The 12,896-nt window shown below is 72.8% G+C and carries 14 protein-coding genes; 9 read left to right on the plus strand and 5 right to left on the minus strand.

Going from position 1 to position 12,896, the window contains the following annotated elements; translation table 11 throughout:
* Nucleotides 1-24: 24 nt before the first annotated feature.
* Nucleotides 25-792 (plus strand): polyprenol monophosphomannose synthase, encoded by a 768-nt coding sequence (locus ABTW72_RS08430; RefSeq protein WP_091402208.1) that lies wholly within the window; start codon nt 25-27, stop codon nt 790-792.
* A gap of 118 nt (nt 793-910) precedes the next feature.
* On the opposite strand, the gene ABTW72_RS08435 is transcribed toward ABTW72_RS08430, so the two are convergent.
* The gene (locus ABTW72_RS08435) at nt 911-2,518 is read right to left on the minus strand and encodes a phytoene desaturase family protein (RefSeq protein WP_350855915.1); all 1,608 of its coding nucleotides are present in this window, start codon (nt 2,516-2,518) and stop codon (nt 911-913) included.
* A 72-nt stretch (nt 2,519-2,590) separates the two neighbouring features.
* On the opposite strand from ABTW72_RS08435, the gene ABTW72_RS08440 reads away from it, so the two are divergent.
* A complete protein-coding gene (locus ABTW72_RS08440) occupies nt 2,591-4,024 on the plus strand; it encodes an aldehyde dehydrogenase family protein (protein WP_350855918.1) in 1,434 nt (477 codons plus the stop codon).
* A 70-nt stretch (nt 4,025-4,094) separates the two neighbouring features.
* On the opposite strand, the gene ABTW72_RS08445 is transcribed toward ABTW72_RS08440, so the two are convergent.
* Nucleotides 4,095-4,496: a ChaB family protein gene (locus tag ABTW72_RS08445; protein WP_112620837.1), complete on the minus strand. Its 402-nt coding sequence runs from the start codon at nt 4,494-4,496 to the stop codon at nt 4,095-4,097.
* 176 nt (nt 4,497-4,672) lie between these two features.
* Here ABTW72_RS08445 and ABTW72_RS08450 point away from each other — a divergent pair, with 176 nt between their 5' ends.
* The 4 genes from ABTW72_RS08450 (at nt 4,673) to ABTW72_RS08465 (ending at nt 7,063) form a co-directional block, all read left to right on the plus strand.
* Entirely contained in the window at nt 4,673-5,659 is a 987-nt protein-coding gene (locus ABTW72_RS08450; protein WP_350855921.1) for a YihY/virulence factor BrkB family protein, read from the plus strand.
* A gap of 101 nt (nt 5,660-5,760) precedes the next feature.
* The gene (locus ABTW72_RS08455) at nt 5,761-6,177 is read left to right on the plus strand and encodes a DUF2795 domain-containing protein (RefSeq protein WP_350855923.1); all 417 of its coding nucleotides are present in this window, start codon (nt 5,761-5,763) and stop codon (nt 6,175-6,177) included.
* Between the two features lie 51 nt (nt 6,178-6,228).
* On the plus strand, nt 6,229-6,690 hold the full coding sequence (locus ABTW72_RS08460; RefSeq protein WP_091401658.1) for an SRPBCC family protein: 462 nt from the start codon (nt 6,229-6,231) through the stop codon (nt 6,688-6,690).
* 109 nt (nt 6,691-6,799) lie between these two features.
* Nucleotides 6,800-7,063, plus strand: a complete 264-nt coding sequence (locus ABTW72_RS08465; protein ID WP_350855926.1) for a hypothetical protein — start codon at nt 6,800-6,802, stop codon at nt 7,061-7,063.
* On the opposite strand, the gene ABTW72_RS08470 is transcribed toward ABTW72_RS08465, so the two are convergent.
* Nucleotides 7,018-8,331 carry an MFS transporter gene (locus ABTW72_RS08470; protein ID WP_350855929.1) on the minus strand — a complete coding sequence of 438 codons (1,314 nt, stop codon included), beginning with the start codon at nt 8,329-8,331 and terminating at the stop codon, nt 7,018-7,020. The two genes, ABTW72_RS08465 and ABTW72_RS08470, sit on opposite strands and share 46 nt — an antisense overlap.
* Before the next feature lie 158 nt (nt 8,332-8,489).
* Here ABTW72_RS08470 and ABTW72_RS08475 point away from each other — a divergent pair, with 158 nt between their 5' ends.
* Complete coding sequence (locus ABTW72_RS08475; protein WP_091401653.1) at nt 8,490-8,699, plus strand: hypothetical protein; 210 nt, start codon at nt 8,490-8,492, stop codon at nt 8,697-8,699.
* Here the strand turns inward: ABTW72_RS08475 and ABTW72_RS08480 are convergent.
* Entirely contained in the window at nt 8,696-9,145 is a 450-nt protein-coding gene (locus tag ABTW72_RS08480) for a hypothetical protein (protein WP_350855932.1), read from the minus strand. The genes ABTW72_RS08475 and ABTW72_RS08480 overlap by 4 nt on opposite strands.
* A gap of 161 nt (nt 9,146-9,306) precedes the next feature.
* On the opposite strand from ABTW72_RS08480, the gene ABTW72_RS08485 reads away from it, so the two are divergent.
* Nucleotides 9,307-9,660 carry a DUF6401 family natural product biosynthesis protein gene (locus tag ABTW72_RS08485; RefSeq protein WP_350855935.1) on the plus strand — a complete coding sequence of 118 codons (354 nt, stop codon included), beginning with the start codon at nt 9,307-9,309 and terminating at the stop codon, nt 9,658-9,660.
* Between the two features lie 66 nt (nt 9,661-9,726).
* On the opposite strand, the gene ABTW72_RS08490 is transcribed toward ABTW72_RS08485, so the two are convergent.
* On the minus strand, nt 9,727-10,536 hold the full coding sequence (locus tag ABTW72_RS08490) for a mechanosensitive ion channel family protein (RefSeq protein ID WP_112678021.1): 810 nt from the start codon (nt 10,534-10,536) through the stop codon (nt 9,727-9,729).
* Nucleotides 10,537-10,734: 198 nt separating this feature from the next.
* Between ABTW72_RS08490 and ABTW72_RS08495 the strand changes: the two genes are divergently transcribed.
* Nucleotides 10,735-12,873, plus strand: coding sequence for an ATP-binding SpoIIE family protein phosphatase (locus tag ABTW72_RS08495; protein ID WP_350855938.1), 2,139 nt, complete (start codon nt 10,735-10,737; stop codon nt 12,871-12,873).
* The last annotated feature ends 23 nt before the right edge of the window (nt 12,874-12,896 follow it).

Genomic DNA, 12,896 nt, shown 5'->3' on the forward strand with positions numbered 1-12,896 from the left:
GTCCGCAAACCGAGGATGACCGACATGATCAAGCCGGTGCAGTTGCCGACGCCGTGGCGGGACGCACGCCTGACCGTCGTGGTGCCCACGTACAACGAGGCGGGCAACCTCCCGGCGCTGGTCGAGCGGCTGCTCGCGCTGCCGCTGCCGGGGCTGCGCATCCTCGTCGCCGACGACAACTCCCCCGACGGCACCGGGGAGGTGGCCGACAAGCTGGCCATCGAACACCCTGACCGGATCGAGGTCGTGCACCGCGCCGGCAAGGAGGGCCTCGGCCGGGCGTACGTGGACGGGATGACCCGGGCGATCGAGGGCGGCGCCGAGTACGTGGCGCAGATGGACGCCGACCTCTCGCACCCGCCCGAGGCGCTGCCGGGGATGCTCGGCGCGCTGCTCTCCACCCAGGCCAGCGTGGTGATCGGTTCCCGCTACGTGCCCGGCGGCGAGCTGGACGAGAACTGGCCGCTCTACCGCCGGGCGCTCAGTGGCTGGGCCAACCTCTACGTGCACACCCTGCTGCGGGTACGCATCCGCGACCTCACCGCCGGCTTCAAGATCTGGCAGGCCGAAGCCCTGCGCGACATCGACCTGGAGCGGGTGCAGTCCAACGGCTACAGCTTCCAGGTGGAGATGCACTACCTCGCCACCAAGCTCGGGCACACCATCCTGGAGGTGCCGATCCGCTTCGAGGAGCGGCGCGACGGCGTCTCCAAGATGACCACCGCGACCAAGGTGGAGAGCGCACTCATGCCCTTCCGCCTCCGCAGCAAACACCGCAACATCACCCGCTGACAACGCGATCCCACTCCCCCGACCCCGCCTGGGTGATCAAGAGGTTTGCGTCAGATCCGCCGACGCTGGCGACGCAAACCTCTTGATCACCGGGAGCCGAGGTGGGTGGGGGCGGGCGTTAGGCGGGGTAGATGGCGCGGTTCGCTGTGGCGATGGCGGCGGCGTAGGCGCGGCCGGTCAGCGCGCGGTCGCGGGCCAGCGCGGCACGGGCCGCGTTCGCGCCCGGTGCGCCGTGCACACCGCCGCCGGGGTGCGCCGACGCGCTGGCCAGGAAGAGCCGGTCCACCGGGGTGTCCGCCCGGCCCAGGCCAGGGATCGGCCGCAGGAAGAGCTGCTGGTACGCGGCGGCGGTCCCGCCGCCGAGCGCGCCACCGACCAGGCTCGGATTGCCCTTCTCCAGGTCGGCCGGCCCGGCCACGTGCCGGCCCACGATCAGCTGCCGGAAACCCGGGGCCGCCGCCTCCAGCACCTCCTCCATCCGCTGCACGTGCCCGGCGACCTCCTCGGCCCGCCAGTTCCGCCGGAACGGCAGATGGGTGTACGACCAGAGCGACTCGGTGCCCGGCGGAGAGTGGCTCGGGTCCGCCACCGACATCTGCCCGACCAGCAGGAACGGGTCGCGGGGCAGCTCGCCACGGGCCAACTCGCTGGCGTAGTGGGTGAGCCCGTTCAGGTCCGCTCCGAGGTGCACGGTGCCGGCGCCGGCCAGCTGCCGGTTCGTCCAGGGCACCGGCGCGGAGAGCGCCCAGTCCACCTTCAGCGTGGAGCCGTCCCACCGGAAGTGCGCCAGGTCCTCCACCAGCCGGGACGGCAGTGCCGCGGCGCCGACCAGGTCGAGGTAGAGCGCCGGCGCCGGCACGTCGGCGAGCACGGCCCGCCGGGCCCGCCACAGCGCGCCGCCGACGGTCCGGACCCCCATCGCCCGACCCCGGGCGGTGAGCACCCGATCGGCCCGGGCACCGTAGATGATCGTCCCGCCGCGCCCCTGAAGCCGGTCCACCAGCGCGTTGGTGATCTGCTGCGCGCCGCCGTCGGGCACCGGCCAGCCGACCTGCTGGCCGAGCATGGCCAGCAGCCAGCCGTACACCCCGGAGCCGGCCTCCTCCGGGGAGAGGTCGGTGTGCAGGGCACAGCCGGCCAGCAGGGCCGGCCCGCCGGGGCCATCGAAGAGTTCGTCGCCGAGTTTGCGGACCGGTACGACGAGCCGGCGCGCGAGCCGCAGCGCGCCGGCGACGCGCAACCGGCGCAGCAGGCCCAGCCCGCCGCGTACCGGAGGGAACGGCGAGGTGATCGCGTCCAGCATCGGCTCGGCCACGTCGAGCCAGTCGGTGTACGCGTTGAGCCAACGCTTACCGTCCCCGGGTGCGAACTGCTCCAGCGACGCTGCCGTGACGTCCGGGTCCCGGTTGATCACCGCGGCTCGACCGTCCGGCAGCAGGTGCGCCAGCACGTCCGGCGAGTGCCGCCAGGACAGGCCGTGTCGACCCAGGTCCAGGCCGCCCAGCACCGGTGAGGCGTACCCGAGGGGGTAGAACGAGCTGTAGAGGTCGCTCAGGTAGCCGGGCGCGGTGACCTCGGCGGAGCGGACCGCGCCACCGGGCACCGCGGTCGCCTCCAGCACCACCACGTCCCAGCCGGCGTCGGCCAGCAGGTTGGCGGCCACCAGACCGTTGTGCCCGGCGCCGACGACGACGGCGTCCGCGCTCTGCGCGGTGGTGGTTGTCATCGGATCCGCCTACCCGGCGCGCAACCGGGCGAAACGCGTTTGCCTCCTCCAGGCCGGGGCATCCAGCGCCGCATGTACACGGTTGCGCAGCTGGTGGGCGGGGTGTGGGGTGCGGGCGGCGACGGCGGCGAACTGGTAGTGCGTGATCCGGCGGACGACGCGCTGGTGAGCACGGTGCCGGTGGCCACGGCCGACGAGGTGGGCAAGGCGACCCAGGCGGCCCGCAACGCGGCGGCCCAGTGGGCGGCGACCGCCCCGGCGGAACGGGCGGCTGCGCTGCATCGGGCCGCGGACGCGGTGGAGGCGGTCGTCGAGGAGTTGGCGGCAGCGGTCACCGCGGAGATGGGCAAGCCGTTGGCGGACGCCCGCGGCGGCGTCGAGGCGGGGATCGGCACCCTGCGACAGTATGCGGAACTGGCACCGCTGCGCGGCGGGCGCACGCTCAACGGCGAAGCCGGCGCGCTGGACTTCCTGACGCCGCAGCCACGCGGGGTGGTCGCGGCGATCACCCCCTGGAACGACCCGGTGGCGGTGTCGTGTGGACTGCTCGGCGCGGCCCTGGTGACCGGCAACGTGGTGCTCTACAAGCCGAGCGAACGGACACCGGCGACGGGTTGGCTGCTGGCCCGAGCACTGGACCAGGCACTGCCGGCCGGGGTGTTGTCACTGCTCACCGGTGGCCCGGAGGTGGGTGCGGCACTGGCGGCGCAGGACGTCGACGTGGTGGCCCACGTGGGTTCCACCGCGACCGGGCGGGCGATCGCCGCCGCGGCGGCCCGCACCGGCGCGAAGGTGCTCCTGGAGAACGGCGGCAGTGACCCGTTGATCGTGGACGCGGGCGTCGACCCGGAGTGGGCGGCGGAGCAGGCCGCGCTCGGCGCGTTCGCCAACGCCGGGCAGATCTGCGTGGCGTTGGAGCGGCTCTACGTGCACCGGGAGGTGGCCGACGACTTCGTGGCCGCGCTGGTACGACGCGCCGGAGCGCTGCGGGTCGGACCGGGCCGGGATCCGGGCACCGAACTGGGCCCGCTGGTCGACCGGCGGCACCGGGACCACGTGCACGGGCAGGTGGCGGCCGCGGTGGCGGACGGCGCACGGGTGCGGGTGGGCGGCGAGGTGCCGGACGGGCCGGGGGCGTTCTACCCGGCCACCGTCGTCACCGACTGCCGTCACGACCTGCCGTTGGTCCGGGAGGAGACCTTCGGGCCGGTCGCCCCGGTGGTGGTCGTCGACTCGTTCGACGAGGCGTTGCGCTGCGCGGCGGACTCCCCGTACGGGCTGGCCGCCACGGTGTTGACCCCGTCGATGAGTCACGCGCAGCGGGCCTGGCGGGAGCTGCCGGTGGGCACGGTCAAGGTCAACGCGGTGTTCGGGGGTGCGCCTGGGGGTGCCGCGCATCCGCGCCGGGCGAGCGGGCAGGGCTTCGGGTACGGCCCGGAGCTGCTGGACGAGTTCACCGCCACGAAGGCGGTGCACATCGAGGCGCCGGGCGGCGGGCACTGGTGAACGGTGCGGGCGGACGCAGGGGTGGCGCGTCCGCCCGTACCGCGTCGGTTGTGCTCCGGTGCGGCCGCGGTCAGTCGCCGCGGGCCTTGCGGGTGGCGCGGTCGTTGGCCTTCTCGATGGCCGTGACCAGCTCCGGTTTGGTCATGCTGGACCGCCCGGGCACGTCGAGTTCGCGGGCCACCGACATCAGGTGGTCCTTGGTGGCGTTGGCGTCCACGCCACCGGCGGTGGGGGCCCGTCGTTCCGGCCCGCCACCGGCGGCCTGCTGGTCGCTGGGGCCCTTGCGGCCCTTCGGCTCCCAGTGGTCGCCCACCTTCTCGAACTGATGCTTCACGGCGGCGAAGGCGGTGCGGTGCGACCGCTCCCCCTCGCCGTAGGTCTCGACCGCCGAGTCGTGGGTCTTCTCCCAGGTGCGCTGCGCCTTCTCCGGGGAGCGTCGCAGCGTGCTGGGCAGGTCTTCGCGCCCGGGCATCTCGTCCTCCTCCGTGTCGACAGGGTCACTGTGACCGTTCCCCGGTGACCGGGGGGCAAACCCTGGCGACGCCGGCCGGGTACCAGGTGGGTTTGTCGATTTCACCATCCGGGTACCGCCGGGCCAGGCCAGACCGGACGACCGGTCATCCGGCGGCCGGGGCGCAGGGAGCGGGCATGACGACCACGGAGCCCGGTACGACGCTCGACGGCACAACGGGCACCCGGGTGCCCGGACGGATGCGGCAGTTGAGCTGGCGGACCTGGCGCGGGGTGCTGGTCCGCAGCGTGCAGAACTTCGTCAACGACAACTGCTCCGACTGGGCCGCCGCGCTGACCTACTACGGGGTGCTGGCGCTCTTTCCGTCCGCCATCGTGGTGGTGGCGCTGGTCGGTCTGGTCTCCGACGGGGAGCGGACCCTGGACACGGTGGTCGACCTGGCCAATCAGGTGGGCGCCGGGTCGGTGCTGACCAACGACGAGGGCGGCGTGGTCGGGGTGATCCAGACCGTGGTGCTCGACCAGAGCAACCCCCAGCTGCTGCTGAGCTTCGGCCTGCTCGGCGCGCTCTGGTCCGCGTCGGGTTTCATCGGCGCGTTCACCAGGGCCTCGAACGCCGTCTACGGGGTGACCGAGGGCCGCCCGGTCTGGAAGCTTCGGCCGCTACAGATCGGCCTGGCGGCGATCACGCTGGTGCTGCTCGCGGTGGTCGCCCTCGGCCTGATCGTCAGTGGGCCGGTCACCGATGCGGTCGGCGACCTGATCAACGCCGGCGGCCTGGCCCGCACGACGTGGAGCGTGGCGAAGTGGCCGGTCCTCGCCATGATCATGATGGTGCTGCTGTCCCTGCTGTTCTGGATCGCGCCGAACGTGCGTCAGCCCCGGTTCCGCTGGCTCACCCCGGGCGGCGCGGTGGCCCTGATCTCCTGGGCGGCGGCCTCCTTCGGCTTCGGCCTCTACGTGGCCAACTTCGGCTCGTACGACACCACCTACGGCAGCCTCGGGGCGGCCATCGCGTTCCTGGTCTGGCTCTACCTGTCCAACTCGGCGCTGATGCTGGGTGTGCAGATCAACGCCGAGGTGCAGCGCGGCCGGCAGTTGCAGGCCGGCGACCCGGACCCGGAGGAGCCGGTGCTGCCTCCCCGCAAGCCCGCCGACGACTGAACCTCCGGTTCGACCGTGGTGTCCGGTTCGTCGCCGGGCCGGGGGCCGGTTCGTGGTCCGGTGCCGGTTTACCGAGCGGGGTGCCGGGTAGCGCAGAAGGCATGGAGCGTGGCAACAGCAAGCACGGACCGAGGATCGACGAACAGATGAGTCAGGAGGTCAGCGGCCTCGTGCAGGGGCCGGGGACCGGCGGCTCTCGGGTCGACGAGTTCCGGGTTCCGGAACCGGCCGGTGAGGACCAGCCGGAGGCGACCACCGCCCCGGCCGGCGAGACGCGCACCGGCGCCCCGAAGGGGATGAGCTCCACGGACGTCGAGCAGCGCAGCCGGCTCGGCCGGTTCATCTCGATGAGCGCGCTGCCGGGCGACCGTCTGGTGCTCGTCGCCAGCGCCCGCGAGAACGAGGCGCCGGACGACATCGTCGCGGCGCTGGAACGGCTGCCCGAGGGCACCGTCTACCAGACGGTCTCCGAAATCTGGGCGGCACTGGGCAACAAGAACGAGACGACTCGCTGGTGAGCGGATCGCCCCCGATCCGGCAATCCACCAGCGACTGAAGGAGGTTCCCCGATGAGTGGCGTTACCGAACATGTGGACGTTTCCGTGCCCGTACGCACCGCGTACGACCAGTGGACGCAGTTCGAGGAGTTCCCCCAGTTCATGGAGGGTGTGCAGGAGGTCCGGCAGCTCTCCGACACGATGACCCACTGGACCGTGGACATCGCCGGGGTGAAGCGCGAGTTCGACGCCGAGATCACCGAGCAGCTCCCCGACGAGCGGGTCGCCTGGCGCTCGACCGACGGCACCCAGCAGGCCGGCGTGGTGACCTTCCACCGGTTGGACCAGGACAAGACCCGGGTCACCCTGCAGCTCGAGTTCGAGCCGCACGGCGTGGTCGAGCAGGCCGGCGACAAGCTCGGCATCGTCGACCGCCGGGCCAAGGGCGACCTGGAACGGTTCAAGACCTACATCGAGCGGCGTGGTCAGGAGACCGGCGCCTGGCGCGGACAGGTCGACCGTCCGCAGCCGTGACCCTGAGCAGTGACACCGATGGCCGCCAGAATCCTGGCGGCCATCGCCGTGTCCGAGCCTTGTCGCGCGCCACCGTTTGCGATCATCGCGCCCGGGTACCGCTGAAGACATGACCGACGACAACATCAGGGTGTGGCGGGATGAGGAACGGCTTCCGTTGGAAGAGCTGGAGCAGGCCGTGGCCGGCTCCAGCCTCGACGGGCAGGCCGACGACGTGACCGGCAACGACGCGGGGGAAGAGGCGACGTTCGGCCACGGGCTGGCAGCGGACGACAGTAAGGGGCAGGCCCAGGGCAACAGCCGGGAGGACACCGATCCGGAGCGCCGCTACCGTCCGTCCACCACCGGGCGGACCGGCCCGGACGCGGGCTGACCCTCCCCACCGGGCTGAGTGGGCGCCGGCTGCCCGGTGGGCCGGTCGGTCGAGCGACGGGCGCCCCACTCGTACAGCACGATCAACGCCAGCGCGAGCACCAGCAGGGCCGAGCCCAGCACCTGCACCGAGGTATTGCCGATCAGCACGCCCAGCCCGGCCGGGACGAGCGCCGCGCCAACGCCCGCGGCGCCGATCTGCAGCCCGATGGCCCGGTCCGCGTGCGCCGCGCCGACCCGTTCCGCGGTGGTGAGGGTGAGCAGCGGAAACACCGGCGCGGCGGCGAAACCGACAACGACCAGGCCCAGCACCGCCAGCAGGGCCGGCCCGGGAACGGCGATCAGGGCCGCGCCGACGGCCATCCCGGCCAGACTGACGCGCAACACCAACCCCGCCCCCAGGCGCTCGGCCACCAGACCCTGCACGACCCGACCGACGAAGAGGCTGCCCCAGTACGCGGAGACGCACCCGCCGGCCAACGCCGCGCTGAGCCCGCGCCCCTCGGTCAGCAGCAGGAACGCCCACAGCCCAGCGGACACCTCGATCGCCACGTACAGCACGAAGGCGAGCGTCCCCGACCAGACCGCCGGCAGCCGCAGCGTGTCCCGAACCGGGACCCGGAGGGTCGGCGCCGGCCCGGTCTGGACGGCGGCACCCGCCTCGGTGGGCACCGGGGCGCCCGCCTCGGTGTTGGCTGGAACGCCGCGGTGCCAGGCCCGCACGGTGAGCGCGAACGCGGCGGCGAGGACGAGTTGGGCGGCGGCCACGATGCCGTACCCCCAACGCCAGGCGAGCCCGGCGCTCAGCACCCCGGTCATGATCAGTGGACCGATGGCCACGCCGAGGCCGAAGAAGGCGTGCAACCAGTTCATGTGGCGGGCCCCGAAGGCCCCGGCGGCGTACGCGTTGAGCCCGGAGTCGACCGCACCGGAGCCGAGCCCGAGCAGCAGCGCACAGCCCACCAGCACCGCCAGCACGGGGCTCACCGAGTAGCCGGTCAGCGCCAGGCTGGCCAGCAGGGTGCTGCCGGCGAGCAGGGCGCCCACGCCGACCCGGGCCAGCGTGAAGCCGGCCAGCACGCTGGAGGTGAGATAGCCGACGGTGCCGGCGGTGAGCACCCACCCGACCGCCTCGGTCGGCACGTCGAAGTCGCTCCGGATCGAGGGCCAGCTGACGCCGAGCAGGCCGTCGGGCAGGCCGAGACTGACGAACGCGAGGTAGGACAGCAGGAGCAGTGCGGCGCGAGGGCGCGCGGGCGGGGTGGACACGAGACACCATCCTGCCGCAGGGGCACCCTAGCGCCGTCGGCACCCGATCGCCCTCGGCGCAAAGAAGTCGTGTCCGTACGGTCGAGAAAACGGACAGCTCATCCAGAATCGGCCGATCGGAGGACGGCAACCCGGCCGGTTCGCGTAAGAATTTCGGGATGCATCAAGGCTCCGGAATCCTCTCCACGCGTCAGCGCCGGCTCGCCTGGCTCGGCTTCCTGCTCGCCGCGCTCCAGGCGCCCGTGTCCGCCTGGCTCGTCGCCGACGAGTCGTGGCTGTTCAGCCTCTGCGTCGCGCTGATGGTGGCCACCGTGATCATCGCTGACGACGCGGCACGGCGTCGCCCGGCCAACGCGACAAGCGACTAGCCTCCGCCGTCCGGCCGGGCCTCGTGGCCCGGCCGGCCCCGGCTACGGCGGCGTTCCTTCATCTCCGCCTCGTAGAGGTGGCGCCGCCCACCCACCAACTCGTCGCGGGCCTGCTGGTCCAACTCCCGGAACAGCGCGTGGTAACCGTCGTCGAAATCCTCGACGATCTGAAACGTCCACCGTCCGGCGATGACGTTGCGGCCACGCAGCTCCGTGGCGATCCGGTCGGCGAGATGTGGATGCCCGGCGGCGCGAAACTGCTCCACCGCGTCGTCGAGCATCAGGTCGGCATGGCCGATCAACTGGTGCACCGAGTAGAGGTGCCCCCGGGCCCGCTCCACACACTCCAGCGCCTCGCTGAGCTTGCCGAGCGCCGCGACCGTAGCGTCGCTGACGCCGTCCGGCCGCCGGTGCCGCTCGTCGGGTCCGTCCGCCTGCTGTCCCATCCGTGCCTCCGTGCCGGGTGCCGTCGTCCGTGGGTGTTCTCCTGCTGCCCCGTCTGTGCCGGATCAATCCCCCAGGTCAGCGGCGACCGCCCAGTGGCGCAGCCGACATCCGCCGAGCGGACGAGGTCGGCACTGTCACGGGTCGGTTAGCCTCGGTCACCATGCGTGTGCCGTTCAACCGGGTCGCCTCCCGTACCGCCGTCGACTCGGCGCGGTCCACCCTCGCCGCCCTCACCGTCTCCGTGGGCACTGCCGGGCTCACCGCCGCCGCCGCGCGACCAGGGCTGCTGGCCCTCGTCGACCAGCATGCGGCGGCCGTCCGGGACAGCCTCGACGGGGACCGCACGCCGCTGACCTCCGCGGCGCTCGCCGGCTACGCCGAGGGGGTGCGCGCCGCCGCCCTGGAGCACGGGTGGACTCCGCCCAGCGGGCCGGTGGACTGGAGCCACCCGGACTGGCTGCTCGCCCGGCTGGTTGCGGTCTGCGCGCTGGCTCGCGCACTCGACCAGCACTGACACGCGAGGGAGGGCACCCCGCGTCGTCCGCGGAACACCCTCCCACCCGTCGTGCTGTTCCGCCCGCTACGAGCGGTACTGCTGGGCTTCGTCCACCCGAGGCATGGCCTGGGTGCGGTCGCCCCCGCGGTCGGCCATCTGCCGCTCCACGTCGCTACGCCCGGCCGACGCGGCCTGACGTTGCTGCTGCACCGCCCGAGCCTCCTGGGCCGCCCGGTCCAGCCAGCCGTCCCAGCGTTTCTGCATCGGCTTCACGAGACCACCGCCGACGCCGACGATCAGGATGCCGGCCACCGTGGCGAGCACCGCGATCAGCACCGGGGTGGTCACCGTGGTGGCGATACCCACCTGGTTCAGGGCGGCGATCACACCGAGCGCGATGATGAAGATCGCCGTCAGATCGGCCAGGACCTTGCCGTACGAGAGCCCTCCCAACGCCCCGGTGACCAGATCCCGGACAGCGTTGGCGATCGCGGCCGCCACCACCACGATGACGATCGCGATGAACGCGCGCGGCAACCAGGACACCACGCCGCTGATCAGGTCACTGATCGCGTTGGGCCCCCAAACTCCGAAGGCGAACTGCAGCGTGAACAGCAGTACGGCGTAGTACGCCAGTCTGGCCAGAATGTCGCTGGCGTCGTACTTCGTTCTCTCCAGGGCCCGTTTGATGCCACCGCGTTCGACCGCCTGGTCGAAACGCACCCGTTCCAGCACCGTATCCACGATCTTGAGGACGGCTCTGGCGATGAGCCAGCCGACCACGAGGATGACGATGAAGGCCACTGCCTTCGGGATGAAGAGCAGCACCGACCTCCAGGTGTCGGCGATGGCATCGCCGATGTCGGCCTGCCGGACCGCGAGGGTTTTCAGCATGATGTCCCTCCTGTCGCATGGACTGCGCCGGGCGCATACCCGGCAACCGGTCCGGCACTCCGCGCAGCGCGCGACGTTTTTCCCGACAGACCTCCGGACAGGGGCCCTGAACTGCCCGAACGGCCACCGCGACGGACGCGGCCACGGCCCGCCGCCACGGTCGGATGCCTTTTCCGGTCGGCCGACTAGGCTGCGAACATGCCAGGAACGGTCGGGCGGGTCCCCACGCCAGCAACTCCGGGCCCGGGCGCACCCACCGGGTCCCGCCCGGCCGTCGGCGCGCTCGCCCACGACTGGGCCAACACGCCGCTGGGCCCGGCCGACGACTGGGACGTCGCCCTCCAGGCCGTGGTGGAGCTGGTCCTCGCCTCGCCGATGCCGATGGCCCTGGCGTACGGCGACGACCTCGTCCTGCTCTACAACGCCGGCTACGCCGAGCTGCTGGGCACCAAGCACCCGAGCGCCCTCGGCCGTCCGGCCGCCGAGGTGTTCGCGGAGATCTGGGCGCTGCCCGGCGTCGGCGCGGTGATCGAGCGCTGCTACCGGCAGGGCGAGGCCTTCCTGGAGAAGGAGTCCACCCTGCCGTTGGTCCGTGGGCACTCCGCGACGGTGGAGCAGGCGGTCTTCACCCGGGGCTACTCACCGGTGCGCGACAGCGCCGGCCAGATCGTCGGCGTGTTGACGGTCGCGGCCGAGACCACCCACGTCACCGAGCAGTTGCAGAGCCTCAGCGAGGTGGCCGCGGCGCTCGCCGGCACCCTCACCCTCGACGACGTGGCCCGGGTGGCGCTGCGGTACGCGATCACCACGTTCGACCCCGACCAGGCCTCGTTCGCTGTCGACGAGGGCGGCGGCGGCTGGCGCATGGTGCGTCGGGTCCGTGGCGAGTTGTTGGACGAGGCCGACGAGAGGCTTCCCCCGCTCTGGCGGCGCGCGCCGGTGGACTGGTCGGCCCCGGTGGTGCAGGCGGCCCGCTCCGGCGCCCCGTCGTTCACCCGCGACGGGCAGCCGCTGCGGGACACCGCCGTGGACCGCCACGACCAGAAGGTCCGCGCGATGGCGGCCCTGCCGCTGGGCACCTCGGTGGTCCGCGGCGGGCTGGCGGTCGGCTACCAGGTTCCGCACACCTGGTCCCCCGCCGAACGGGCGCTGCTTGCCGCCTCGGCCGAGCTGATCGGCCAGGCCGCCGAGCGGGCCCGCCGGTTCGAGACCCAGCACGGCACGGCCCAACTGTTGCAGCGCAGCATGTTGCCGGAACACCTGCCGGATCTGCCCCGGTTGCGGATCGCGGCCCGCTACGACCCGGGCGTGGACGGCAACGCGGCCGGCGGTGACTTCTACGACGCGTTCCTGCTGCCCGACGGCTCGCTCGGCGTGGTGCTGGGCGATGTCGCCGGGCACGACGTGCAGGCCGCCGCGCGGATGGGGCAGGTCCGGGCCGCGCTGCGCGCCCTGGCCCTGGCCGACCCGACGCCCGACGCGGTCCTGGCCGGCCTGGACCGGCTGGTGACCAGCCTCGGCGCGGAGGCCGGCACCCACGAGCTGTTCGTCACCGTGGCGTTCGGGGTGATCGACGCGGAGCGGCGGGAGCTGACCCTGTCCAGCGCCGGTCACCCCGCCCCGTTGATCCGTCGCGGTGACCCGGATGGTCGGTTCCACGCCGAGTACGTCGACGTCCCGCCCGGGCCGCCCCTGGGATTGGGCGGCCGGCCCGGCACCACGACCGTCCCGTTCCGCCCCGGCGACACTCTGCTGCTGTTCAGCGACGGGGTGGTGGAGCGTCGTCGGCAGAGCCTCAGCGCCGGGCTGGCCACCCTGAGCGACGCCATTGCCAAGGCCGGCAGCGGCGACCCCCGGGCGCTCTGCGCGGTGGCCACCGCGGCCGTCCCGGGCGGCACGGAGGACGACGTGGCCGTGCTGGCGGTCGAGCACGCGCTCAAACCGAGTCGTTCGGCGAGCATGGAGGTGCCCGCCGAGCCGACCGCCCCCAGCCGGGTCCGGCACTGGCTGACCGGCCAGCTCACCGAGTGGCAGGTGCCCGAGTCGGTGATCGGGGCGGCGGTGCTCTGCACCAGCGAGCTGACCACCAACGCGTTGCTGCACGCCGGCACGGCCGCACGGGTGGAGATCGACCTCAGCGCCGAGCGGCTGCTCGTCTCGGTCGCGGATTCCGGCACCCGGGGCACCGTGACCCGGGCCCGTACCGACACGTTGAGCAGTCGCGGGCGCGGCCTCGGCCTGATCGAGGAGCTCAGCGACGCCTGGGGCACCGACCCGTCGGTCCGGGGCTCCACGGTCTGGTTCGAGATCCTCACGCCGCCGGCCGCGCATCCCTGAGCCGCCCGAGGGTAGGAGGACGC

It is taken from the genome of Micromonospora sp. NPDC127501, assembly GCF_040302185.1.
Taxonomy (GTDB): domain Bacteria; phylum Actinomycetota; class Actinomycetes; order Mycobacteriales; family Micromonosporaceae; genus Micromonospora.

Excerpts from the sequence above, each read along its gene's own strand:
- ABTW72_RS08485 (WP_350855935.1), top strand. The coding sequence starts at position 9,307 with ATGCGTGTGCCGTTCAACCGGGTCGCCTCCCGTACCGCCGTCGACTCG.
- ABTW72_RS08435 (WP_350855915.1), bottom strand. The coding sequence starts at position 2,518 with ATGACAACCACCACCGCGCAGAGCGCGGACGCCGTCGTCGTCGGCGCC.
- ABTW72_RS08440 (WP_350855918.1), top strand. The coding sequence starts at position 2,591 with ATGTACACGGTTGCGCAGCTGGTGGGCGGGGTGTGGGGTGCGGGCGGC.
- ABTW72_RS08430 (WP_091402208.1), top strand. The coding sequence starts at position 25 with ATGATCAAGCCGGTGCAGTTGCCGACGCCGTGGCGGGACGCACGCCTG.
- ABTW72_RS08465 (WP_350855926.1), top strand. The coding sequence starts at position 6,800 with ATGACCGACGACAACATCAGGGTGTGGCGGGATGAGGAACGGCTTCCG.
- ABTW72_RS08450 (WP_350855921.1), top strand. The coding sequence starts at position 4,673 with ATGACGACCACGGAGCCCGGTACGACGCTCGACGGCACAACGGGCACC.
- ABTW72_RS08480 (WP_350855932.1), bottom strand. The coding sequence starts at position 9,145 with ATGGGACAGCAGGCGGACGGACCCGACGAGCGGCACCGGCGGCCGGAC.
- ABTW72_RS08490 (WP_112678021.1), bottom strand. The coding sequence starts at position 10,536 with ATGCTGAAAACCCTCGCGGTCCGGCAGGCCGACATCGGCGATGCCATC.
- ABTW72_RS08445 (WP_112620837.1), bottom strand. The coding sequence starts at position 4,496 with ATGCCCGGGCGCGAAGACCTGCCCAGCACGCTGCGACGCTCCCCGGAG.
- ABTW72_RS08460 (WP_091401658.1), top strand. The coding sequence starts at position 6,229 with ATGAGTGGCGTTACCGAACATGTGGACGTTTCCGTGCCCGTACGCACC.
- ABTW72_RS08495 (WP_350855938.1), top strand. The coding sequence starts at position 10,735 with ATGCCAGGAACGGTCGGGCGGGTCCCCACGCCAGCAACTCCGGGCCCG.
- ABTW72_RS08475 (WP_091401653.1), top strand. The coding sequence starts at position 8,490 with ATGCATCAAGGCTCCGGAATCCTCTCCACGCGTCAGCGCCGGCTCGCC.
- ABTW72_RS08455 (WP_350855923.1), top strand. The coding sequence starts at position 5,761 with ATGGAGCGTGGCAACAGCAAGCACGGACCGAGGATCGACGAACAGATG.